The 21,897-nt window shown below is 64.2% G+C and carries 16 protein-coding genes; 8 read left to right on the forward strand and 8 right to left on the reverse strand.

Features of this window, described 5'->3' with window-relative positions; genetic code table 11:
• The first annotated feature begins 10 nt into the window (after window positions 1-10).
• The gene (locus tag ABIB78_RS10305) at window positions 11-3,181 is read left to right on the forward strand and encodes an efflux RND transporter permease subunit (protein ID WP_429024131.1); all 3,171 of its coding nucleotides are present in this window, start codon (window positions 11-13) and stop codon (window positions 3,179-3,181) included.
• Between the two features lie 291 nt (window positions 3,182-3,472).
• On the opposite strand, the gene ABIB78_RS10310 is transcribed toward ABIB78_RS10305, so the two are convergent.
• Entirely contained in the window at window positions 3,473-4,474 is a 1,002-nt protein-coding gene (locus ABIB78_RS10310) for an NADP-dependent oxidoreductase (protein ID WP_429024132.1), read from the reverse strand.
• 217 nt (window positions 4,475-4,691) lie between these two features.
• Between ABIB78_RS10310 and ABIB78_RS10315 the strand changes: the two genes are divergently transcribed.
• Both ABIB78_RS10315 and ABIB78_RS10320 read left to right on the forward strand, forming a co-directional pair.
• Window positions 4,692-5,981, forward strand: a complete 1,290-nt coding sequence (locus ABIB78_RS10315) for a dicarboxylate/amino acid:cation symporter (RefSeq protein WP_429024133.1) — start codon at window positions 4,692-4,694, stop codon at window positions 5,979-5,981.
• Between the two features lie 12 nt (window positions 5,982-5,993).
• Window positions 5,994-6,935 (forward strand): amino acid ABC transporter substrate-binding protein, encoded by a 942-nt coding sequence (locus ABIB78_RS10320; protein WP_429024134.1) that lies wholly within the window; start codon window positions 5,994-5,996, stop codon window positions 6,933-6,935.
• Window positions 6,936-7,412: 477 nt separating this feature from the next.
• Here ABIB78_RS10320 and ABIB78_RS10325 read toward each other — a convergent pair whose 3' ends face one another.
• Window positions 7,413-8,348: an ATP-grasp domain-containing protein gene (locus ABIB78_RS10325; RefSeq protein WP_429024135.1), complete on the reverse strand. Its 936-nt coding sequence runs from the start codon at window positions 8,346-8,348 to the stop codon at window positions 7,413-7,415.
• Window positions 8,349-8,645: 297 nt separating this feature from the next.
• Between ABIB78_RS10325 and ABIB78_RS10330 the strand changes: the two genes are divergently transcribed.
• From ABIB78_RS10330 to ABIB78_RS10340, 3 genes are all read left to right on the forward strand, one after another.
• Window positions 8,646-9,419, forward strand: a complete 774-nt coding sequence (locus ABIB78_RS10330) for a ferredoxin--NADP reductase (protein WP_429024136.1) — start codon at window positions 8,646-8,648, stop codon at window positions 9,417-9,419.
• Window positions 9,420-9,654: 235 nt separating this feature from the next.
• Complete coding sequence (locus tag ABIB78_RS10335; RefSeq protein WP_429024137.1) at window positions 9,655-10,659, forward strand: patatin-like phospholipase family protein; 1,005 nt, start codon at window positions 9,655-9,657, stop codon at window positions 10,657-10,659.
• A 248-nt stretch (window positions 10,660-10,907) separates the two neighbouring features.
• The gene (locus ABIB78_RS10340) at window positions 10,908-12,533 is read left to right on the forward strand and encodes an FMN-binding glutamate synthase family protein (protein WP_429024138.1); all 1,626 of its coding nucleotides are present in this window, start codon (window positions 10,908-10,910) and stop codon (window positions 12,531-12,533) included.
• Between the two features lie 159 nt (window positions 12,534-12,692).
• On the opposite strand, the gene ABIB78_RS10345 is transcribed toward ABIB78_RS10340, so the two are convergent.
• From ABIB78_RS10345 to ABIB78_RS10365, 5 genes are all read right to left on the reverse strand, one after another.
• Window positions 12,693-14,162, reverse strand: coding sequence for an FAD-dependent monooxygenase (locus ABIB78_RS10345; RefSeq protein WP_429024499.1), 1,470 nt, complete (start codon window positions 14,160-14,162; stop codon window positions 12,693-12,695).
• A gap of 219 nt (window positions 14,163-14,381) precedes the next feature.
• Window positions 14,382-16,376, reverse strand: a complete 1,995-nt coding sequence (locus tag ABIB78_RS10350) for a carbohydrate porin (protein WP_429024139.1) — start codon at window positions 16,374-16,376, stop codon at window positions 14,382-14,384.
• 309 nt (window positions 16,377-16,685) lie between these two features.
• Window positions 16,686-16,886 (reverse strand): hypothetical protein, encoded by a 201-nt coding sequence (locus tag ABIB78_RS10355; protein ID WP_429024140.1) that lies wholly within the window; start codon window positions 16,884-16,886, stop codon window positions 16,686-16,688.
• Window positions 16,887-16,922: 36 nt separating this feature from the next.
• A complete protein-coding gene (locus tag ABIB78_RS10360) occupies window positions 16,923-18,665 on the reverse strand; it encodes an Nramp family divalent metal transporter (protein ID WP_429024141.1) in 1,743 nt (580 codons plus the stop codon).
• Window positions 18,666-18,841: 176 nt separating this feature from the next.
• Window positions 18,842-19,147, reverse strand: a complete 306-nt coding sequence (locus tag ABIB78_RS10365) for a hypothetical protein (RefSeq protein WP_429024142.1) — start codon at window positions 19,145-19,147, stop codon at window positions 18,842-18,844.
• A gap of 341 nt (window positions 19,148-19,488) precedes the next feature.
• Here ABIB78_RS10365 and ABIB78_RS10370 point away from each other — a divergent pair, with 341 nt between their 5' ends.
• Complete coding sequence (locus ABIB78_RS10370; RefSeq protein WP_429024143.1) at window positions 19,489-19,758, forward strand: metal-sensing transcriptional repressor; 270 nt, start codon at window positions 19,489-19,491, stop codon at window positions 19,756-19,758.
• Between the two features lie 122 nt (window positions 19,759-19,880).
• On the opposite strand, the gene ABIB78_RS10375 is transcribed toward ABIB78_RS10370, so the two are convergent.
• Entirely contained in the window at window positions 19,881-20,687 is an 807-nt protein-coding gene (locus ABIB78_RS10375; protein ID WP_429024144.1) for a creatininase family protein, read from the reverse strand.
• Between the two features lie 164 nt (window positions 20,688-20,851).
• On the opposite strand from ABIB78_RS10375, the gene ABIB78_RS10380 reads away from it, so the two are divergent.
• Entirely contained in the window at window positions 20,852-21,883 is a 1,032-nt protein-coding gene (locus ABIB78_RS10380; protein WP_429024145.1) for an ABC transporter substrate-binding protein, read from the forward strand.
• The last annotated feature ends 14 nt before the right edge of the window (window positions 21,884-21,897 follow it).

A 21,897-nucleotide genomic window follows, 5' to 3' on the forward strand; every position in this document is an offset into this window, starting at 1 on the left:
CGCACGCGCCATGATCTCGAAATTCTTCATCGAGCGCCCGGTCCTTTCCAACGTCATCGCGATCCTGATGATCCTGCTCGGCGGCGTGGCGCTGTATAATCTCGCGGTCGCGCAATATCCCGACGTGGTGCCGCCGACGGTGCAGGTGACGACGCGCTATCCCGGCGCGTCGGCCAAGACGGTGGTCGACACCGTGGCGCTGCCGATCGAGCAGCAGGTCAACGGCGTCGAGGACATGCTGTACATGCAGTCCTACAGCGGTGCCGACGGCACCTATACGCTGACGGTGACCTTCAAGATCGGCACCGATCTCAACTTCGCGCAGGTGCTGGTGCAGAACCGCGTCTCCTCGGCGCTGTCGCAGCTGCCGACCTCGGTGCAGAACCAGGGCGTCACCGTCCAGAAGAAGTCGACCTCGATCCTGCTGTTCGTGACGCTGACCTCGCCGAACAAGACCTATGACAGCCTGTTCCTGTCGAACTACGCCACCATCAACATCAGGGACGAGCTGTCGCGGTTGCCCGGTGTCGGCAACGTCACGGTGTTCGGCGCCGGGCAGTATTCGATGCGGGTCTGGCTCGATCCGAACAAGCTGCAGGTGCGTGGGCTGATGCCGCAGGACGTCATCCAGGCGATCCAGCAGCAGAGCCAGCAGGTCACCGCCGGCCAGGTCGGCGCGCCGCCGACGCCGGCCGGGCAGGCGTTCCAGTACACGCTGAACGTCAACGGCCGGCTCGATGACAAGAGCCAGTTCGAGGACATCATCGTCAAGACAGGCAATGTCGGCGATGTCACCCGCGTCCGCGACGTCGGCTGGGTCGAGCTCGGTGCGCAGACCTACAGCCAGATCTTCTCGCTGAACCAGAAGCCCGCGGTCGGCATCGGCGTGTTCCAGTCGCCGGGCGCCAACGCGCTGCAGGTCGAGAAGGCCGTCGAGAAGAAGATGACGCAGCTGGCCAAGCAATTCCCGCAGGACATCAAATACGACACGCCGTTCGACACCACGAAATTCGTCAACGCCTCTATCGAGGAGGTCTACAAGACGCTGATCGAGGCCGGCCTCCTGGTGCTGGTCGTGATCCTGGTCTTCCTGCAGGACTGGCGGGCGATGCTGGTGCCGGCGACCACGGTGCCGGTTACGATCATCGGCGCGTTCGCGGGCATGGCCGCACTCGGCTTCACCATCAACCTCTCGACGCTGTTTGCGATCGTGCTGGCGATCGGCATCGTGGTCGACGATGCCATCGTCGTGGTCGAGGGCGCGGCGCACAATATCGAGCGCGGCATGTCCGGGCACGACGCCGCGATCAAGGCGATGGACGAATTGTTCGCGCCGATCGTCGGCATCACGCTGGTCTTGATCTCGGTGTTCCTGCCGGCGGCCTTCCTGCCCGGGCTGACCGGGCGGATGTATGCGCAATTCGCGCTGGTGATCGCTGCGACCGCGCTGCTCAGCGCGGTCAATGCCGCGACCCTGAAGCCGACGCAGTGCGCGCTGTGGCTGCGCCCACCGGCGCCGCCCGAAAAGCGCAACTTCTTCTATCGCGGCTTCAACGCGGTCTATGACCGGCTCGAGCGCGGCTATGCACGCGTGGTCGGCGGCATCGCCGGGCACGCCAAGACCTCGGTCGCCGTCGCGCTCGTTATCATCGGGCTCGCCGGCTACGGCCTGTCGCGGGTGCCGACCGGCTTCATCCCGATCGAGGACCAGGGCTATTTGCTCGCGGCGGTGCAGCTGCCCGACGGCGCAGCCCTCGACCGCACCCAGCACGTGCTCGACAAGGTCACCGAGATTGCCAGCAAGACGCCCGGCGTCGATCAGGTGGTGAGCATCGCCGGCATCTCCGCGCTCGACAATTCCTCGAGCCTCGCCAATGCCGGCGTCGCCTACCTGATCCTGAAGGACTGGGGTGCGCGCGGGCCGGGCGAGGACCTGCGCTCGCTGGTCTATGGGCTCAACGACAAGCTCGCGGTGATCCCGGAGGCGCGCATCCTGGTGATTCCGCCGCCGCCGATACAAGGCATCGGCAACGCCGCCGGCTTTGCCATGCAGGTCGAACTGCGCGACGGCAATGCCGATTACGGCAAGCTGCAGGCGGTCACCGGGGCGATCGTCGGCAATGCGCAGACCCAGAGCGCGCTGCAGCGGGTCCAGTCGTCGTTCCGCTCGATGGTGCCGCAGTTCGACGTCGATGTCGATCGCGTCAAGACGCAGACCCTGCACGTGACCACCGACCAGATCTTCTCGGCGCTGTCGTCCTATCTTGGCGCCAGCTACGTCAACCAGTTCACCAAGTTCGGCCGCACCTTTCAGGTCTACACCCAGGCCGAGGCACAGTACCGCCTGACACAGCGCGACATCGAAAACATGATGGTGCGCAACAGCAACGGCGACATGATCCCGCTCGGCACGGTGGCCAAGATCACGCCGTCGGTCGGGCCGTCGCTGATCAGCCTCTACAACCTCTATCCGTCCGCCACCGTGATCGGGCTGCCGGCGCAGGGCTACTCGTCCGGCCAGTCGATGACGCTGATGGAGGAGATCGCGGCAAAGACGCTGCCATCAGGCTCGGGCTTCGAGTGGACGGCGATGTCGTACCAAGAGAAGGAAGTCGGCGGCCAGATCTACTACGTGTTCGCGCTGGCGCTGCTGCTAGTCTATCTCGTGCTCGCCGGGCAATATGAGAGCTGGTACGCGCCGATCTCCGTGATCCTGGCCGTGCCGCTGTCGCTGCTCGGCCCGACGCTGGTGCTGCTGAGCCTGCATATCGAGAACAACCTCTACACCCAGATCGGAACCATCCTGTTGATCGCGCTGTCGGCCAAGAACGCGATCCTGATCGTCGAGGTCGCGCTCGAACATCACATACGCGACGGCAAGCCGGTGCTGGAGTCTGCGATCGACGCGGCGCGCGCCCGATTCCGGCCGATCCTGATGACGTCGTTTGCCTTCATCCTCGGCGTGCTGCCGCTGGTGCTGGCGACCGGCGCCGGCGCCAACGCCCGCAAGTCGATCGGCATCACCGTGTTCTCCGGCATGATCGCCTCGACCTGCCTCGCCGTGCTGTTCGTGCCGGCGTTCTTCGTCGTGGTGCAGAGCTTCGAGAACTGGCGCAAGGCGAAGAAGGGCAAGACCGCCGCACCGCAGCCGGCAGCGGAGGCACCCGGCACGGTGCATTAGGTCTGGTGCCGTGGATATGAATTTATCGCCGTCACCCTGAGGGGGGCCGCGAAGCGGCCGTCTCGAGGGGCGAACGGCCCGACTCTATCCGCGCCGCCACATCGTGGCCGTGCATCCTTCGAGACGCGCGGAGCCTGTCATCGGGCCGCGCTTCGCGCGGACTCGTTGGCGCTCCTCCAGCGACAAAGGCGAAGCCTTTGCGCGGGGATGACGGGATGACAGCTACACCTTAACCGCGCGCTTGCTACTTTGCATGGGGTTGTTTTCGCGATTTTGCGCCTGGGAGCTGTGCTACACCTTCACCATGCGCTTGCCGCGGTTCTCGCCGGCCAAAAGCCCGATCAGCGCCTGCGGCGTGTTCTCGATGCCGTCGATGACGTCCTCCTGCACCTTGAGCTTGCCCGAGGCGACCCAGGATTGCAGGTCGGCGAGCGCGGCGTCGCGCTGGTTCATATAGTCCATCACGATGAAACCCTGCATGATGAGCCGCTTCACCACGATCAGGCCGGGTACGCCGCGCGGGCCGTGCGCGGAGGGGACACCGTCATATTGCGAGATCGCGCCGCAGCAGGCGATGCGGCCGCGGTTGTTCATCTGCGCCAGGCAGGCCTCCAGGATATCGCCGCCGACATTGTCGAAATAGACGTCGATGCCCTTGGGTGCCGCTGCACGCAGCGCCTTGTAGGTGGCGCCGTCCTTGTAGTCGACCGCGGCGTCGAAGCCGAGCTCGCTCGTCAGCCAGTGGCACTTGTCCTTGCCGCCGGCGATGCCGACCACGCGGCAGCCCTTGATCCTGGCGATCTGGCCGACGATCGAGCCGACCGAGCCGGCGGCGGCCGACACCACCACCGTCTCGCCCTCCTTGGGCTTGCCGACATGGAGCAGGCCGAAATAGGCGGTCAGGCCGGCGACGCCGTAGACGCTAAGCAGATGCGTCATCGGCTCGAGCTTCGGCATCTTCGCCAGGTGCTTGGCGGGCACGGCGGCATAATCCTGCCAGCCGGTGTCGCCGAACACGATATCGCCCGGCTTCAGGCTGGGGTCATTTGACGACACCACTTCGGCGATGCTGCCGCCGGCCATCACGGTGTTGGCTTCCACCGCAGCGCGGTAGGTGGCGCCGTGCATCCAGGCGCGGTTGGCGGCGTCGAGCGAGATGTAGCGCGTCCGCACCAGCGCCTCGCCGTCCTTCGGCGCGGGGACCATGCCGTTGGTCAGACGAAAATGCTCGGGGCCGAGCTTGCCGGTCGGCTTTTCAACAAGCAGGATCTGGCGGTTGACGGTGTCGTTCATTGGCGATGTCTCCCCCTCGCGTTGGTCGTTTCGCATGCAATTGACTGCGGCGCGCGCAGCTCGTTGCACAGATTGTGCGCTGCATGAACGCTAGTCCGCGCGCGGGCATTCCACAACGGGAACATTTCGGCAAAGTCCCGCTCGACGCGAAGCGTGTTGCATAGGTGCGTAAATCTGCCACACTTGCCCTTCGCCGGGAACTTACGGGGGTAAGAGAATGTCGAACAGGTTTACGCAGTACATCCTGATTGCGATGGTCCTTGGCATCGCGATGGGGACGATCGTCTTCAACTACTTTCCTGACAGCCGCGCCGAGATCGCAGCAGACGTCAACCTGATCGCGATGCTGTTCCTGCGCCTGATCAAGATGATCATCGCGCCACTCGTCTTTGCGACCCTCGTCGGCGGCATCGCCCATATGGGAAGCGGTGCCAAGCTCGGGCGCATCTTCGCCAAGACCATGGGCTGGTTCGTTTCCGCCTCCTTCGTTTCGCTGCTGCTCGGCCTCGTGATGGTCAACCTGTTGCAGCCCGGCGCCAATTTCCCTGGCACGCTGCCCGACAAGGCCCAGTCCACCGGTCTGCCGGTCTCGGCCTTCTCGATCGAAAAATTCCTGACCCATTTGATCCCGACCTCGATCGCGGATGCGATGGCGCAGAACGAGATCCTGCAGATCGTGGTGTTCGCGGTGTTCTTCGCGGTTGCGCTCGGTGCCATGCCTGAGCGCGCCAAGCCGATCATGAGCCTGATCGACGATCTCGCCCACATCATGCTCAAGGTCACCGGTTACGTGATGCTGTTCGCGCCGATCGCGGTGTGGGCCGCGATCATGGCGACGGTCTCGAAGAACGGCCTCGGCGTGCTCTGGAAGCTGATCGTCTTCATGGGCGGCTTCTATCTGTCGCTGCTGATCCTGTGGGGTATCCTGGTGATGGTCGGGTTCATCGTGATCGGGCCGCGTTACAGCCATCTGCTGCGGCTGATCCGCGAGCCCCTGATGATCGCGTTCTCGACCGCCTCGTCGGAGGCAGCCTACCCGAAGACGCTGGAGGGGCTCAACAAGTTCGGCGCCTCCTCGCGAATCTCCGCTTTCGTGCTGCCGCTCGGTTACTCCTTCAACCTCGACGGCACGATGATGTACTGCACCTTCGCGAGCATCTTCATCGCGCAGACCTACCATATCGAGATGTCGCTCGGCACGCAGTTCGCGATGCTGGCGACGTTGATGATCACCTCGAAGGGCGTGGCCGGCGTGCCGCGCGCTTCGCTTGTCGTGATCGCCTCGACCCTGTCGCAGTTCAACATCCCCGAGGCCGGCCTGCTGATGATCATGGGCATCGACACCTTCCTCGACATGGGCCGCAGCGCCACCAACGTGATCGGCAACTCGCTGGCGACGTCAGTGGTCGCGAAGTGGGAGGGCGAGCTGAAGGCCGAGCACGAGCTCGAGCCCGACGATGCGGTGCCGCAGGATGCGGTGCCCGGCGCCGTGATGGCCGGTCATTGACGGGAGGGATGCATGCATCGCGCCCGCTGGAGGTCGATACGGGCTGAGGGCCGGCTGCTGTCAGCATGTCTGCTGGCGGCAAGCCTGCTGATCGGACCGGTGTCCGCACAGCCGGCGGGCGAGGGGCTCAGCCCCACGCTCGCCAACATCAAGGCCACCCACACCGTGCGGCTCGGTTATCGCGAGAGCTCGCCGCCATTCTCGTTCCTTGATCACTCCAACCGGCCGATCGGCTACAGCCTCGAGCTGTGCGATGCGATCGTCGATGAGATCGGGGTCGAGGTCGACGACGCCAACCTCAAGGTCGATTACGTCAAGGTCACCTCCGACGACCGCATTCCGGCGGTCGTCGACAAGAAGATCGATCTCGAATGCGGATCGACCACGGCGAACGCCGAGCGTGGCAAGCAGGTTGCATTCTCGCCGCTGATGTTCGTGGCCGGCACCAAGCTGATGGTGCCGAAGGCCTCTAGCGTCACCCAGGTCGCCGACCTGAAGGGCAAGACGGTGGTGGTGACCAAGGGCACCACTAACGAGCAGGCGATGCACAATGTCGACGCCAGGCAGTCGCTCGGCCTCCACATCGTCACCGCTGGCGACCACGAGCAGTCCTACCAGATGCTGGTGGACGGCAAGGCGGATGCGTTCGCGACCGACGACATCCTGCTCTACGGCCTGATCGCGCGGCACAAGTCGCAGGACAAATTCCGCGTCACCGGCGACTACTTGTCCTACGATCCCTACGGCATCATGTACCGCAAGGGCGAGCCGCAGATGAAGGACGTGGTAGAGCGTGCATTCCGCAAGCTCGCCTCGAACCGCGACATCATCCCGCTCTACAACAAGTGGTTCGTCGCCCGCCTGCCGACCGGCGAGAGGCTCAACGTCGCGCTGTCACCGCAGCTCGAAGAGGCCTTCAAGGCACTCGACGATTCGGCGGGCGGAGCGAACTAGCTTCGAATTCCGGCCTCTCTCGTTGCGGGAGAGGTCGGATTGTGTTGCAGACGCAATTCGGGTGAGGGGTTCTTCGTAACCGAAGCGGTCCCGAACCGTCCCGACGAAGCACGGCTTCGCTCATCGCCAATAGCGATACGACAAATCCAGGCACTGCCGCACCCAGTATCCATTCACATGGATCAACTGGCATGTGCTCGGCGGTGGCTCCTTGATGATTGGGTATCCGTGGATGTCGATATTCGTCGGGGCCGTGACCCCGCGCCAAAACACGGCGTTGGCGGGCGGTGGATTGAAGGCCGCGGCCAACGCCGCGACTGCGAGGAAGCTCAAAAGAAGTTTGCGCATAATCTGTATCCGGATCGATTATTGCGCTTCAGCGTACTCCCTTGAGCGGGAGGAGCAAGCCGCTGAATGGATCAAAATGACGGAGTGCGAGAATGAATACGCGCCCAAGGGGAGCGCGAGGTACGCCGATTACGCGAACACCTTGTCGAGCGCGGTGGAGTAAATCATTTCGACGAGGTCGGGGGCGCGCTTGCCGAGCGCTTCCATCTTCACCCCGGAGTTGACTTCGAGGATATGCCAGCCGCCGTCGACCTGCACAACATCGATCGAGGCGAAGCGGATGCGAAGCGCCTGTGCGGCTTTGATCGCAAGTGCGCTGCCGAAGTGCGGCATTTCCTTGGGCTTGAGCAGTACCGGCTCGGCGCCGGAATCAAGATTATGCCGCCAGTTGATAATGCGGAATTCACCTTTGAGCGGAATGGCGTCCAGCACGGTAGGCGAGAAGTCGTCGGTGATGGTTTTGAGCTGGTCAGCAGGTGCAGCCTTGTGCGCGAGTTCACGCAGCGAATGGATGCCATCGCCAACGACCGATGGGCGCAATTTGACGTAGGCGAGCAGCGCGCTGTCGTCGAGCACGATGAATCGAACCTCGTCCTTGATCTCGACATAGGGTGAGATCGCAAGGCTTGGATGCGCGGCAAGGATGCGCGCGACCGCGGTCTCCAGCTGCGCGCGCGTCGTGACACGGAAGACGAGCTCGCCGGAGGTCCCCTCATTGGGCTTGACGACGAGTCCGCGCGGATGCTGGTCGAGCAGAAGCCGCATCGCGTCCGGCGAATCCGATCCCGGGATGTGCTTGCTGAGCTTGGCGCCGAGAAACAGCGTGTGCGGAATGGCAGGGACGCCGGCCAAAGCCAGCACGTCTGCGCAGGCCGATTTGTCGTTGGCGACCTGATGCGCGACCGCGCTGTTCAGCCCGATGTCGTAGCCGATCACGAGCCGCCGCTCGTCGTCCTTGGTCATGATGACCAGCCAGCCGCCGGACCGCACCTCGACGGCAATGGAGTGCGCCAAACAATATTTTTTGATGGTTTCCAGGAAGATTCGTTGGCTGATCAGGACCACGAGATCATTTTCCCTTCGGCACGGTTTTCGTAGCAATTAATTGCCAGATCGGTGCCGATCTCAGCAAGTAAATTACGTGCAGCGCCACGTGTTAACGATGACGTGGTTGAACCTCTGCGCGAAATCGAACGACTGCCATTCTGAGATCGCAATTGCACGCCAGTTGATCTTGACTATCTCATGCATTGGCGCAATGGACACGCGAGATCTTCAGTGATTTCGGCCACTTCAGCGCCGCCGCGAGCAGTCTATAAATCAAACCATTCTAAATCTGGTCAGTCGAGAAAACGAAAACCCATGAGCGCGTTCTATCGAGAGAAAGTTCTTTCCGTTCAGCACTGGACCGATACGCTTTTCAGCTTCCGGGCGACCCGCGATTCCGGTTTCCGCTTCCAGAATGGTCAGTTTGCCATGATCGGCCTCGAGGTCGACGGCCGGCCGCTGCTGCGCGCCTATTCGATGGCGAGCGCCAATCACGAGGGAGAGCTCGAGTTCTTCTCGATCAAGGTGCAGGACGGCCCGCTCACCTCCAAGCTGCAGAAGATCCGCGAGGGCGACACCATCCTGGTCGGCCGCAAGGCGACCGGTACGCTGATCACCGACAATCTGATCCCCGGCAAGCGGCTGATGCTGCTGTCGACCGGCACCGGCCTTGCGCCGTTCGCCAGCCTGATCAAGGACCCCGAGGTCTACGATCGCTACGATCAGATCCTGCTGGTGCATGGCTGCCGCCAGGTCTCCGAGCTCGCCTATGGTGAGGAGCTGGTCGCCAAGCTGCGTGACGACGAATTGTTCGGGCCGCTGCTGTCCGAGAAGCTATCGTACTATCCGACCGTGACGCGCGAGCCGTTCCGCAACCGCGGCCGCATCACCGACCTGATCAGCTCCAACCAGCTGTTCACCGACCTGCATCAGGGCCCGCTCGACATCGAGACCGACCGCATCATGATGTGCGGCAGCCCGGCAATGCTGGAAGAGCTGAAGCAGCTGTTCGAGACCCGCAGCTTCAAGGAAGGCAGCGGCAACACCCCCGGTCACTTCGTGATCGAGAAGGCGTTCGTCGAGCGCTGAGGCCGTCGAGCGTTAAGATTGTCGTCCTGGCGAAGGCCAGGACCCATTACCACCGCTCCCTGTTTTGCGAAGGCTGGGGCCCCATCGGGCTCCGGCCTTTTGCATTTGTGGTTATGGGTCCTGGCCTTCGCCAGGACGACATTGGTGTGAGTGGCGCTGTCCATTCTCCTCTTGCTATAACGCGCGCAACGCCGCGCAGCCGTTTCCCGAACGCAGCGACCCAGGGAGCAGCACCTTGTCCATCACCGATCCGGATGCACCGAAGACCGCCTTTGTGTTCGCCGGCGGCGGCAGCTTTGGCGCGGTCCAGGTCGGCATGCTGCAAGCGCTGGCCGCGCATGGCGTTGTCGCCGACATGGTGGTCGGCTCCAGCGTCGGCGCACTGAACGGCGCCTTCTATGCCGGCGACCCGACGGTCTCGGGTGTCGCGCGGCTCGCCGAGATCTGGCGCGGTCTGAACCGGCAGGATGTATTCCCCGTCACCTGGCGGACGCTGGTGAGCTTCCTGTGGCGGCGCGATTTCCTGATTCCGCATGACGGCGTCCGCAAGCTGATCGACAACCACATCCCGTTCCGCAATCTCGAGGACGCACGGATCCCGATCCACATCGTCACCACCGACATCATCAGCGGCGACAGCGTGGTGCTGTCGGAAGGCTCGGCCGCGGAGGCGATCGTCGCATCGACCGCGATCCCCGGCGCGTTCACGCCGGTGCATTACCGCGATCATTTCCTGGCCGACGGCGCGATCTCCAGCAACACGCCGGTCCGCGTAGCCGTGAAGCATGGGGCAAAGCGCCTGATCGTGCTGCCGACCGGGCATGCCTGCGCCAACCAGGCGCCGCCGGTCGGCGCGCTCGCCAACGCGCTGCATGCGCTGACGCTGTTGATCGCACGGCAGCTCGTCAACGAACTCGAGAACATCGGCCCCGGCGTCGAGTATTTCGTCGTGCCGCCGCTCTGCCCGCTGGTCGGCTCGCCTACGATTTCTCCCGGACCTCGGATCATATCGCACGGGCGCTCGACACCACCAACGCGTGGCTTGCCGGCGAGGGCCTCAAGCCGGGTCATATCCCGCACGAATTGCGGCCGCACGACCATTAAGAGCGCGGCTTTGCTTAACCTCGCCCCGCGTGCGGGGAGAGGTCGAAACGCATCGCTAGATGCGTTCCGGGTGAGGGGGTACAGGTCTTTCGACGCTCGCAATCGCGGAGAGATGCCCCTCACCCCAACCCTCTAAGAGCGAGCTCCGCTCGTCTCGACCCCGCAAGAGCGGGGCGAGGGAGCGACGGCGAGCGTTGCGCCGACTTTCGTTGCAGTGCAAAAGTCGATTTCAAATCAATTTGGCCGATTGCGGCAGCGGCACCCGCCCATTCGGGCGGTTGTCACATCTGTGACTGCTCGGCCGTATAACCGTAGTGCACTTGTTCCGCGAGTTGGACTAGGCTCGCGGCCGACAGGGTATTTCGGGCAGACCGGAGGGATTCTATGGACACGATACTGCTTCCGTTCTCGCCACGTTTCATCGTGCTGACGATCTGCGCCGTCGTCACCGCGCTCCTGCTGCTGGTTGGAATTTTTGATCCCAAGGTCTTCAAGATCGTTCTGATCCCGCTGGTGATCTTCGGTGCGCTGACATTGCTCGGCGTCCGCGACCTCACGCAGAAGAACCACGCGGTGCTGCGCAACTATCCGATCTCGGCGCATATACGCTTCCTGCTTGAGGAAATCCGCCCCGAGATGCGGCAATATTTCTTCGAGAGCGAGAAGGACGGCATGCCGTTCTCCCGCGACACCCGCGCGTTGGTCTACCAGCGCGCCAAGATGGTGCTCGACAAGCGGCCGTTCGGCACCCAGGAGGACGTCTACCGCGAGGGCTATGAGTGGATGCACCACTCGGTGGCGCCGAAACCGAAAGCCGACCAGAAATTCCGCATCACCGTCGGCGGCCCCGACTGCACCAAGCCGTATTCGGCCTCGGTCTTCAATATCTCGGCGATGAGCTTCGGCGCGCTGAGTCCGAACGCAGTGCGGGCGCTGAATGCCGGCGCCAAGAAGGGCGGCTTCGCCCATGACACCGGCGAGGGCGGCGTCAGCCCGTATCATCGCGAGATGGGCGGCGACATCATCTGGGAGATCGGCTCCGGCTATTTCGGCTGCCGCAACCGCGACGGCACCTTCAATCCGGACGAGTTCGCGCGTGTCTCGAATGACGACCAGATCAAGATGGTCGAGCTCAAGATCAGCCAGGGCGCCAAGCCCGGCCATGGCGGGGTGCTGCCGGCGGCGAAGGTCTCCGAGGAGATCTCCAAGATCAGGGGCGTGCCGATGGGCGAGGACTGCATCTCGCCGGCCTATCACAAGGCGTTCTCGACGCCGCTGCAGATGATGGAATTCGTTGCCCAGATGCGCAAGCTGTCCGGCGGCAAGCCGGCCGGCTTCAAGATGTGCATCGGCCATCCCTGGGAATTCCTGGCGATCTGCAAGGCGATGCAGGAGAGCGGGCTCTATCCCGACTTCATCGTGGTCGACGGCAATGAAGGCGGCACCGGCGCCGCGCCGCTCGAGTTCATGGACCATCTCGGCATGCCGATGCGCGAGGGCGTCAATTTCGTCCACAATGCGCTGATCGGCATCGGCGCGCGCGACCGCATCAAGATCGGCGCCGCCGGCAAGATCGCGACCGCCTTCGACATGGCGCGCGCGATGGCGATCGGGGCCGACTGGTGCAATTCGGCGCGCGGCTTCATGTTCGCGCTCGGCTGCATCCAGTCCTTGAGCTGCCACACCGATCGCTGCCCGACCGGCGTCACCTCGCAGGACCCGATCCGCAACCGCGCGCTCTATGTGCCCGACAAGATCGAGCGCGTGCACAACTACCACCACTCGACCCTGCACGCGCTGAGCGAATTGCTTGCAGCCGCCGGCCTCGAGCACACCAAGGAGCTGCGCCCGATCCACTTCTCGCAGCGGTCTTCGATCACCGAGGTTTCTTCCTTCGCCGAGCTCTATCCGACGCTGCGTTCCGGCGAGTTGCTCGAAGGCACCCAAGACCGCCGCTTCCGCGACGCCTGGGCGATGGCGCGCGCGGACTCGTTCCAGCCGGCGGGGTAGGGGCGCCTGCTCAGGCCGCCGCCCAAAATGTTGCAGAGGAAACGGGCAAGCTCATGCAACACGTCATGCCCGGGCTTGGCCCGGGCATCCACGTCTTTGCTTGCTGTGAACCGAAGACGTGGATGGCCGAGACAGGCCCGGCCATGACGGAGACTTCTTTTAGCCTGAGGCGGCGCCGAACCATCTGACCAGCGCTTCGGTGAGCCCGGTCCGGGTTCGATCTCCGACCCACGCCACGTAGCCGTCGGGCCGGACCAGCACCGCGGTAGGGGCCGAAACGGTTCCGAGTGCCGGAAGCTCCCATTCGCCGTCATACTCGGCATCGACCAGCTGGACCCGGTCCGCCCATCCCGCGATGTCGACACTGCCCGGCTCGGCGAAATTGAGCAGCACCGGCCGGGCTTGGTGCAGCAGAGTGAAGACCCGCACGGCGCCGTCGGCCGTCACCAGATCGAGATCGGGCATGCGGCGTCCGAGCAGCGGATGGCCCTCGCCGAGTTCGTAGTGAACGTCGAGCCCGGACATCATCCCGGCGATCCGCCTGCGCGGCTCGTTCATGCGCACCAGCTCGGAGACGATCTCGTCCAGAGCCTTCGTGCGGTCGTCCGTGCGGCGAAGCGCGACCTGCGCCATCGTGGTGCGCAGCACCCGCGCAGCGACCGGGTGACGTTCCGCGTGATAGGTATCGAGCAGGGCGTCCGGCGATATCAGTTTGACCACCTGGGCCAGCTTCCATCCCAGATTCACCGCATCCTGCACGCCGATATTGAGGCCCTGTCCGCCCATGGGCGGATGCACATGTGCGGCGTCGCCGGCCAGCAGCACGCGCTGCTTGCGATAGGACTCGGCCTGCCGGGTCATGTCGGTGAAACGCGAGATCCAGCGGGGGCTGTGAATCCCGAAATCGGTTCCGTATACCCCGATCATCGCCTCCCTCAGATCGCGCAGGGCCGGCTCGCTGGCGGTTTGCAGTTGACGCTCCGTCAGCACGACGCGCATCCACCCTGCGTCTTCCGTCTTGCCGATCGCATGACTGCCGATGGCGTCGTTGCGAAAGCCCCATTCCGGCTCCTCGGAGATCTGAGCTTCCGCGATCAGCCAACTCATCGTTGGGTCCCAGCCGGGGAAATCGAGTCCAGCCGCTCTGCGGACCAGGCTCCGTCCACCGTCGCAGCCGACAAGATATCCTGCGCGGAGCAACGGGCCGCCGGATAGCGTGATGTCGACACCGGTGTCGTCTTGCCTGAAACCGGTCACCTCGCGTTCGCGATAGATCGGCACCGCCAACTCGCCGATCCATTCGGCGAGAACGCGTTCGATCTCGCCTTGCCAGAGTCCGAGTACGTAATTGTGTCGGGTCGGGAGGTCGCTGATATCAAGCGGGACGAGGTGGGAATGGAAATGCACCACCGGATAGCGCTGTCCCCTCGAGAGGAACCGATCGGCGATACCGCGCTGATCGACAACCTCGATGGTACGTATGTGCAGGCCGGCCGCACGCGAGCCGACGAGCTCCTGGCTGGCGCGCCGCTCGACAATCGCCACATCGACATCCGCCAGCGCCAATTCGGCCGCCAGCATCAACCCGGTCGGACCTCCGCCGGCAATCACCACCGCATGTTCACGCATCCCGCACTCCCTTCCGTTCGTTCGATTGGGCGCGCGTTCTACGGGATGACCCCGGGCTTGCGGCAAGCCCGGGGGGTCTACATATATTTGAGTGGGGAGAGGGCTGAAGTCTCAGTCCGCCGTCATCGTCCGCTGCTGGATGAGCTAATTCCAATCATCATCGCAAAGGAACGTGTAGCTCGGATCGAGCGAAGCGAAATCCGGGCTACGCTTCTCGGACTAAAACTCGCCGTGGATGCGGCCGGAGAAGATGTGCACCGGGCCGCGGTCGGCGTTGTAGGCGGGGTTGGTGATGAACTGATAGTCCGCGGTCAGCGTCAGGCTCTTGTTTACCTGATAGGCGTAGTAAGTCTCGAAAATCCGCTCCGGGCTGTAGTTCAGCGCGCCGTCGCCGATCAAAAGACCCAGGCCGCCCGCGGCGAGGTAGTCGCGGTGCGCTGATGACAACCCGTTGACCGCGCCGCCGATGCCGATCGTGTCGTTGGCCCGGCCCCAAGTGCTGCCCTTGATCGACACGCCGCCGGAGACGCTGCGGTCGACATCGGCGAACGACAGGATTTCGTTCTGGCCGTCGTTCCAGCTGAGGCGGCCGAACAGGCCGACATCGGTTGCGATCTGCTGCTCGCCGTTCAGGTAGAAGCCGTACTTGGTGTGGTCCTTGCGGATACTGCCCATCACGTCGTTGATGTCGAGCCCCGGGTTGGCGTCCTCGATCGCGAGTGCCTGACGATAATTGCCGGTGTTGCCGCGATTGCCGAACACGCCGACGCGCAGCTTGCCGGGTTGATCGAAGATCGAATAGCGGCCCTCGAATTCCACCACCGCTCCGCCGTTGTTGGCGTTGGAGATCAGCACGTCGGTGTTCGGTGCGTTCGGCACCTGGAACACGCCGGCGCGCACCGCCCAGTCCTTGCGGTTGAGCTCGACCACGGCGCCGCGGGTATAGCCGGGCAGGTCGGCCGGGAAGTCGTAGGCGGCGGAGGCCCACATCGCCCAGTTCATGAAGTCGGCGCGCGGGTCCTTGGCGTAGGAATTGCCGTCGAAGAAGTCGCCGACCGCAAAGCGGCCGACAACGACCGTGAGGCGGTCGATGTCGCGCTTGCCCGCGATCTGGTTGGGGCCGTCGGCGACGTCTTCCTGCTCGCCGCCGAACCCGAAGGTTTGCTTGAAGTAGTAGCGCTGCGGCCGGATTTTCGGGAACTCCGCGCCGGCCTTTTGCGCTTCGCCGTTCGAGAAGCCGGCAAGGCCGAGCGTGCCGGCGAGGCCGAAGCCCTGCGCGGTCTCCGGATTGAAGTAGAACTCGCCACCTTCCCAGAGCCGGACGCCGAGAAACGCCGTCGTGGTCCAGGTCTGCTGCACCTGTCCCGTGCCTGGAAGGCTGTTGGTGCCGGCATAGGGCGCACGGAACGACGGATAGCCTTGCGCCAGCAGCGTCGTCTGTCCGTGCACGCTCCAGTCGCTGGAGTCAGGCAGCCCGCTCCGCGTCGGCGTCGCCGACCAGGGCGAGTCGCCAAGTTGGTAGTTCAGGCCGAATTTCAGAAGATGCAGCCGCGGGTCGATGCTGACGCCGGGCATGCCGAAGTCGTTGAGGCCGAGCGTGCGGCGCGACAGGTCGATGTAATCGTACTCAAGCTTCGCCGTCCAATTGCCGCCCAGCGCGAATTCGGCGCCGGCGCCGACGGTCCAGCCGGTCTGGTACTGGCCGGGCTCCGAGATCACGGTGCCGGCGGCATCATTGAGCCTGACCTCGGTGTGTCCCCAGGCGAAGCCGCCGGTCACGTAAGGCATCCAGCTGCCGAAGCTGTAACCGGCGCGGCCGCGCAGCGTGCCGACATAGTCGATCGATGAATTGAAGGGGCCGAGCACGCGCCGCGGCAGGTCGGTCGGGCCGGTGAAGGTCGCATCCGCCTCGACGCCGAGCACGAAGCGGTTGGCGAATTCCTTGTTGTATCCGGCCTGGAAGCCGCCGATGCCGCCGGTGATCGTGGGCGGAAAGAACACGCCCTGTTCCAGGATCGGATTGGTGCCGGGACCGAGGTTGCCGTCGCCATAGCCGACATGGGCGCCGACGTAGAAGCCGGTCCAGCTGTAGACTGCCTTGGCGGCCGGGGACTTGAGGGGCAGGTCGGCCGCGCCCGCCGGCGTGCCGAAGGTGGCCGCACCGAGCGCTGCGCCCGCGGCGATCTGAACCCGGAAGAGACGGACGCAGGTCATGACGCGGCTTTCGGCGAACGTTTGGCGGTTTCGCCCCTCATCACTGCAGATTTGGCGGCCGCTTGCCACCCGAGATTTGAAGTCATCGCCCGCCGTCCCCGGTCCGATCCGTATCGTTCCACCAAAGCCAGATCAGCACCTAGCATCCTCTGTTGGCTATTGCAAATAATTCGCAATAGCAACTGAGGCGCTCCGGGTACCTCTCCGATTTGCACGCCACCATGACAGTCGCGCAACAGCACGCGGCGGCGGGCCTCGTCCGCTGCGATCGGCCACGCATCTGTGGCAAATCGGTCGAGACCCGACCGTTCAATCGATGCCAGCATCGTCCTTGCCCTTTGTTTTGATGAATGCCGGCCGCGATGTCCTGCCGAGCACGACCCTCGCGCCGGCCCGTTCGACGCACCGCGCCATGGACAGCGCCGTTCGCAGCTCGGCGCCTGAAATCATCTGTCGCTGATGGAGCGCGGCCGCGCCGCGCACGATGGCGCTTGCCAGCCTGAACAGCACGAATCGCGCTCCATCGCCGGCCGCGGCGAAGCGCGGTCACGCCCCCACCGTGGCGAGTTGCACGATCCGCAGCAGCACGAGCCCGGCTGCGACGACCAAGCCGCGCAGCACCAGCATCCAGATCCGGCTCAGCGGGCTGAGCCGCGCCGGCGGCAGCCGGTCGAGCGGCGGCATCCGCCAGCTGTCGCGATCGACCGGAGCGTTTTCGGGCGAAGTGGCCACCGGTTCGCGCAAAGAAAACGCCTCAAAACAAGAATCTGGAGCCCCGCTCCGATTCCTTCGGAACGGAAGAGGGTCTAGCGGCGGCTTGCGCTTGAAGCGGAACGACGCATGGCGGCGCGACGACATCTCGGACAGCTTGGCCAGCACGGTGACCGCGAGCGCCAGCACGCTGCCGCCAACGAGAATGCCGATGATCCAGGCCTCGCCGAGGTCGGGGAACAGCACCGCGGCGGTCAGGATCACCGACAGCATCACCAGCGCGGCGACCACGGCGCCGGTGAATAGGTTCAGCCGGGTTGAGTTGACCCAGGGCCCGAGGATGTGGCGGTCGTTGCACAGCAAGAGCAGGAACACGGTCGCGCTCGGCAGCAGCACGCCGGCCAATGTCTGAACCGCGTTGGTCAATAGTCCGAGCGGCGTGCCCGGCGTCAGCACCAGCGCCGCGGCGAGCACGATCAGCCCGCAATAGACGCTGTAGAAGCCCTTCGCATCCCACGGCTTGCGGTGCAGCGAGTGCTTGACCGCGAACACGTCGCCGATCGCGTAAGCCGTTGCGAGGGAGACCGCCGCCGCGCCGATGATGCAGGCATCCAGCAGCGCGAGGGCAAACAATATAGCGGGCAGCCGGCCGGCATATGTCTCGAGCCCGACCGCGGTCCCCAGCGCATCGGTGTAATTGCCGAATTCGGGCCGTCCGGCGAACACTTCCGCACAGAACGAGATCATTGCGACGGCACCGACCACGACCAGCACGATGCCGATGCACAGATCCATCCGCTCATAGCGGATGAAGCGCGGCGTGATCCGCTTGTCGACGATGTAGCTCTGCTGGAAGAACAATTGCCACGGCGCCACCGTGGTGCCGACGATGGCGACGATCAGCAGCATAACCTCGCTGAGCTTGGCGTCTTGCGGCATCCTCGGCACGAAGAAATCCGCCGCGATCTGTCCGATCGGCGGATGCACCATCAGGATCACGGGCACCAGCAGCAGGCTGCCTGCGACCAGCACGATGCCGAAGCGTTCGAAGCGGCGGAAGTCTCCGGTCGAGACCGCGAGCATCACGATCGCCGCCGAAGCCAAGACGCCCCAGAACTGCGAGACGCCGAGAAAGCTGAGCGCGAGCGTGATGCCGATGAATTCGGTGACGATGGTCAGCGCGTTCAGCACCAGCAGGTCGATCACGCTGAAGGCGCCCCAGAACTTGCCGAAGCGCTCGAAGATCAGTCGCGCATGGCCGACGCCGGTGACGGCGCCGAGCCGCACCACCATCTCCTGGTTGACGTAGAGCACGGGGATCAGGAACAGCAGCGTCCACAGCAGCGTGGTGCCGTAATTCTGTCCGGCCTGGGTGTAGGTGCCGAACGCGCCGGCGTCGTTGTCGCCGACCATCACGATCAGGCCGGGGCCGACGATCGCCAGCAGGGTTTTCAGCCGGGCCAGCCATGTCGCGCGCGGCGCAGTGTCGTCGCGAGCGATGCTGCCGAGCGCGCCGTGGATGTCGCCGGCATGCGCGGTATCGAGGATGGCGGTTTGGGTGGTCTTGCTTTCGGTCATTTCGCGTCTCCTCGCCGCCTTTCGGGCACGGCGGGAGGGACGCGGCGCCGCTAGGCGCGCATGTCTCCGCTGCCGTGAGCAGCGGCACTTCCAGATGTGATGCAGTTCAAAACTCCCGTTACCGCGCTGCGACGGCGCGCAACGGGACGACTAGGTCCTTCGTCCAATCGAGCCTCCTAAGCGCACCGCCGCGGCTTTGCCGCGGCGTGATGCACGGTTGTTGCACGCGGGCCGAAACACCGGTCCGCGCGCCGCTGATGATCGAGATCACCGCTGCTGTCGTCGATGGTCCACCGGCATTCCAGCCGGCCATCGATCAAAATCCAATGACAGGCCGGGGGCGGACGCCGGCGGCGGCCCGCCGGGCGGCGAAAGCCCGGCAGATTGTCATTGGAATGAATGGCCGCCTGCCGCGGCATGCGCCGCGGCTCGACAACGCGCCGCGGGCTTGCTTGCCGGAATCTTGCGAGCTTCTCGAACATCGCTCACCTCCACTTTCCGCTGGTCGCGGCAGGCCGGTGAGGAGCGGTGGTCAGTGAGGGCGCGACCACCCATCCACGCAGGCGAGATCTGCGCGATCAGTCTTGCTGTGTTGCGGCGTCAATCGTCCGGGCATCGCCGGTCTACTGTCGCCTGAGTTGCTACTGCCCATGTGCCTTCTGTGTTGGCTCTTGGTCTGGTCGGTGTCTGGGGTAAAACCCCGGCGCGGAACCAATGTTCCGGCAATCGGGCACTACGCCCGTGACAATGGCCTGTCAAGCCGATTCTCCTATCCTCCGGGGAGGATCACGATTATCCTCCGGGGAGGATAGGAGAGAGCCGCATGTCCGACGACCATCCGCACGCCGCGATCGCCCGGCGCCTGAAGCGTGCCAACGGCCATCTCGAGACCATCGTCGAGATGATCGAGCAGGGCCGGCCCTGTGCGCAGATCGCCCAGCAATTGCAGGCGGTGGAGAGCGCGATCGAGAGCGCCAAGAAGGCGCTGATCCACGATCACATCGGCCACAGCCTGGAGGAGACGCTGAAGGCATCGGGCCCGAAGGGCCGCACCGTGCTGCGCGACTTCCGGCTGGTCGCCAAATATCTGTGACCGCGTGCTCAAGAATTGACCCGCCCGGCGGGATAGCCGGGCTCTCCGGCTCCGGTCCGAAGACGCGGCCGGCAACGTGGTTTCCTGAATTTCGTCGCCGCTGTCGGGACGAAGCCATCCGATCAGGTGCCGCGAAATACGCTCGGATCGAACCTGTCGACGTCGGCAAGCAGCTCGCAGAACGCGCGGGCGCCGTGCTCGATCAGCCTCTCGCCCTTTTCGGCCGAGGCTTTGGTCGCATCGCCGATCGCGCCGCCCGGATTGAGGTCCTGCGCCTGCCATGCGAACGGCGCCGGCCGCTGCGTCGACAGAAAGCGATGATCCTTCTCGATCTGTACGCTCGCGGGTTTGAAGTCCGCGATCGCATCCTGGCGCACGGCTTGCGGATATTTCGCCAGCATGATCGAGGTCTCGACCGCGCCGCCATGGATGCCGTGGCGCAATTCGTCGGCGTCGAACAGCCCGTCCGGCGTACCGAAGCGCGACCAGCTCGTGGTCACCACCAGCATCTTATGTTGCGCGCGCAAATCCTGTGCCACCAGCGACATCGCGGCGGAATTGCCGCCATGGCTGGTCACGATCACGAGCTTCCTGACGCCGGCCCGCGCCACGCTCTCGCCGAGCGCCATCCAGCTGTTCAGAGCCACCTTGGTCGGCAGGGTCAGCGTGCCCGGAAAATCGATGTGCTCGGTGGAGATGCCGACCGGTTGCAGGGGCAGGAATGTCGCCGGGATGGCCGCCGGCAGCAGCTCGCGCACCCGTGCCAGATAGGCCTCGCCGATCATGACGTCGGTTCCGAGCGGCAGATGCGGCCCGTGCTGCTCGGTCGCGGCCAGCGGCAGCACCGCGATCCAGCGCGCGGCCGCACCCTTGGCGAGATCAGGCCAGTGGATGGCGGTCCAGTCACGGGGCGGAAGCTGAGAAGTCATCAAGCCAGTCGTTTCAACACAAGCGTTTCATTGGATGGATTTGCGGGGTAGTTTGTTCAACATCATAGACCCGATCGCGTCTCCGGGCGCGATCCTCGTCGCCGGGGCGTGTTCCACGCCCTGGCCCTTCCATCATGGGCCATAATAATCGACGGAGTCCAACCATGATCCGGGCCTTTTTGCCGCGAGCGTTAACCACGGGCCTTCTGGCCGTCTCCGTTTGCCTTTCCGCGGCTCTCGTCCCGTCACGAGCGCAGACCCTGGACAAGGTCTCGTTCGGCACCAACTGGGTCGCCGAGGGCGAGCATGGCGGGTTCTTCCAGGCGCTTGCCGACGGCACCTACAAAAAATACGGCCTCGACGTCACCATCGTGCCCGGCGGTCCCAACGAGAACAACCGCATGCTCTTGATCGCTGGCAAGCTCGACTTCTTCATGAGCGCGAACTCGCTGCAGACCTTCGACGCAGTCACCAACAATGTGCCGCTGGTTGCCGTCGCCGCCATGTTCCAGAAGGACCCGCAGGTCTTCCTGACCCATCCCGAGGTCAAGGTCGGCAAGATCGAGGATCTGAAGCCGCTGACATTGCTGATCTCGAAGGAGGGAATCACCAGCTACTTCCAGTGGCTGAAATCCGAATACGGTTTTGATGAGAACAAGGTGAAGCCCTACACCTTCAACCCGCAGCCCTTCATCGTGAACAAGCAGACCGCGATGCAGGGCTATGTCACCTCCGAACCGTATGCGGTCGAGAAGGCCGCCGGCTTCAAGCCGAACGTGCTGCTGCTCGCCGATTACGGCTTCAACTCCTACTCGACGCTGATCGAGACCCGCCGCGATCTGGTCGACAAGAAGCCCGATCTGGTGCAGCGCTTCGTCGACGCCTCTGTTGTCGGCTGGTACCATTACGTCTATGGCGACAACTCGGCCGGCAATGCGATGATCAAGAAACTCAATCCGGACATGAACGACGAGCTGCTCGCCTATTGCGTCGCCAAGATGCGCGAGCACGGCATCGTCGATTCCGGCGATTCCGTCAAGAACGGCATCGGCGCCATGACCGACGAGCGGATGGCGAGCTTCTTCGACAAGATGGTGCGCGCAGGCGTGGTCAAGAGCACCATCGACTATCGCCAGGGCTACACGCTGCGCTTCGTCAACAAGGCGGTCGGCGCCGAGTTCAGGCCGAAGAACTGACGGGTGCCGACGCG

The organism is Bradyrhizobium sp. I1.14.4 (genome assembly GCF_050435825.1).
Classification (GTDB): Bacteria; Pseudomonadota; Alphaproteobacteria; order Rhizobiales; family Xanthobacteraceae; genus Bradyrhizobium.

What these genes read in the sequence shown, in the direction of transcription:
- ABIB78_RS10305 (WP_429024131.1), top strand. Translation starts at nt 11, where the DNA reads ATGATCTCGAAATTCTTCATCGAGCGCCCGGTCCTTTCCAACGTCATC.
- ABIB78_RS10310 (WP_429024132.1), bottom strand. Translation starts at nt 4,474, where the DNA reads ATGAACGACACCGTCAACCGCCAGATCCTGCTTGTTGAAAAGCCGACC.
- ABIB78_RS10315 (WP_429024133.1), top strand. Translation starts at nt 4,692, where the DNA reads ATGTCGAACAGGTTTACGCAGTACATCCTGATTGCGATGGTCCTTGGC.
- ABIB78_RS10320 (WP_429024134.1), top strand. Translation starts at nt 5,994, where the DNA reads ATGCATCGCGCCCGCTGGAGGTCGATACGGGCTGAGGGCCGGCTGCTG.
- ABIB78_RS10330 (WP_429024136.1), top strand. Translation starts at nt 8,646, where the DNA reads ATGAGCGCGTTCTATCGAGAGAAAGTTCTTTCCGTTCAGCACTGGACC.
- ABIB78_RS10340 (WP_429024138.1), top strand. Translation starts at nt 10,908, where the DNA reads ATGGACACGATACTGCTTCCGTTCTCGCCACGTTTCATCGTGCTGACG.
- ABIB78_RS10345 (WP_429024499.1), bottom strand. Translation starts at nt 14,162, where the DNA reads ATGCGTGAACATGCGGTGGTGATTGCCGGCGGAGGTCCGACCGGGTTG.
- ABIB78_RS10350 (WP_429024139.1), bottom strand. Translation starts at nt 16,376, where the DNA reads ATGACCTGCGTCCGTCTCTTCCGGGTTCAGATCGCCGCGGGCGCAGCG.
- ABIB78_RS10360 (WP_429024141.1), bottom strand. Translation starts at nt 18,665, where the DNA reads ATGACCGAAAGCAAGACCACCCAAACCGCCATCCTCGATACCGCGCAT.
- ABIB78_RS10365 (WP_429024142.1), bottom strand. Translation starts at nt 19,147, where the DNA reads ATGTTCGAGAAGCTCGCAAGATTCCGGCAAGCAAGCCCGCGGCGCGTT.
- ABIB78_RS10370 (WP_429024143.1), top strand. Translation starts at nt 19,489, where the DNA reads ATGTCCGACGACCATCCGCACGCCGCGATCGCCCGGCGCCTGAAGCGT.
- ABIB78_RS10375 (WP_429024144.1), bottom strand. Translation starts at nt 20,687, where the DNA reads ATGACTTCTCAGCTTCCGCCCCGTGACTGGACCGCCATCCACTGGCCT.
- ABIB78_RS10380 (WP_429024145.1), top strand. Translation starts at nt 20,852, where the DNA reads ATGATCCGGGCCTTTTTGCCGCGAGCGTTAACCACGGGCCTTCTGGCC.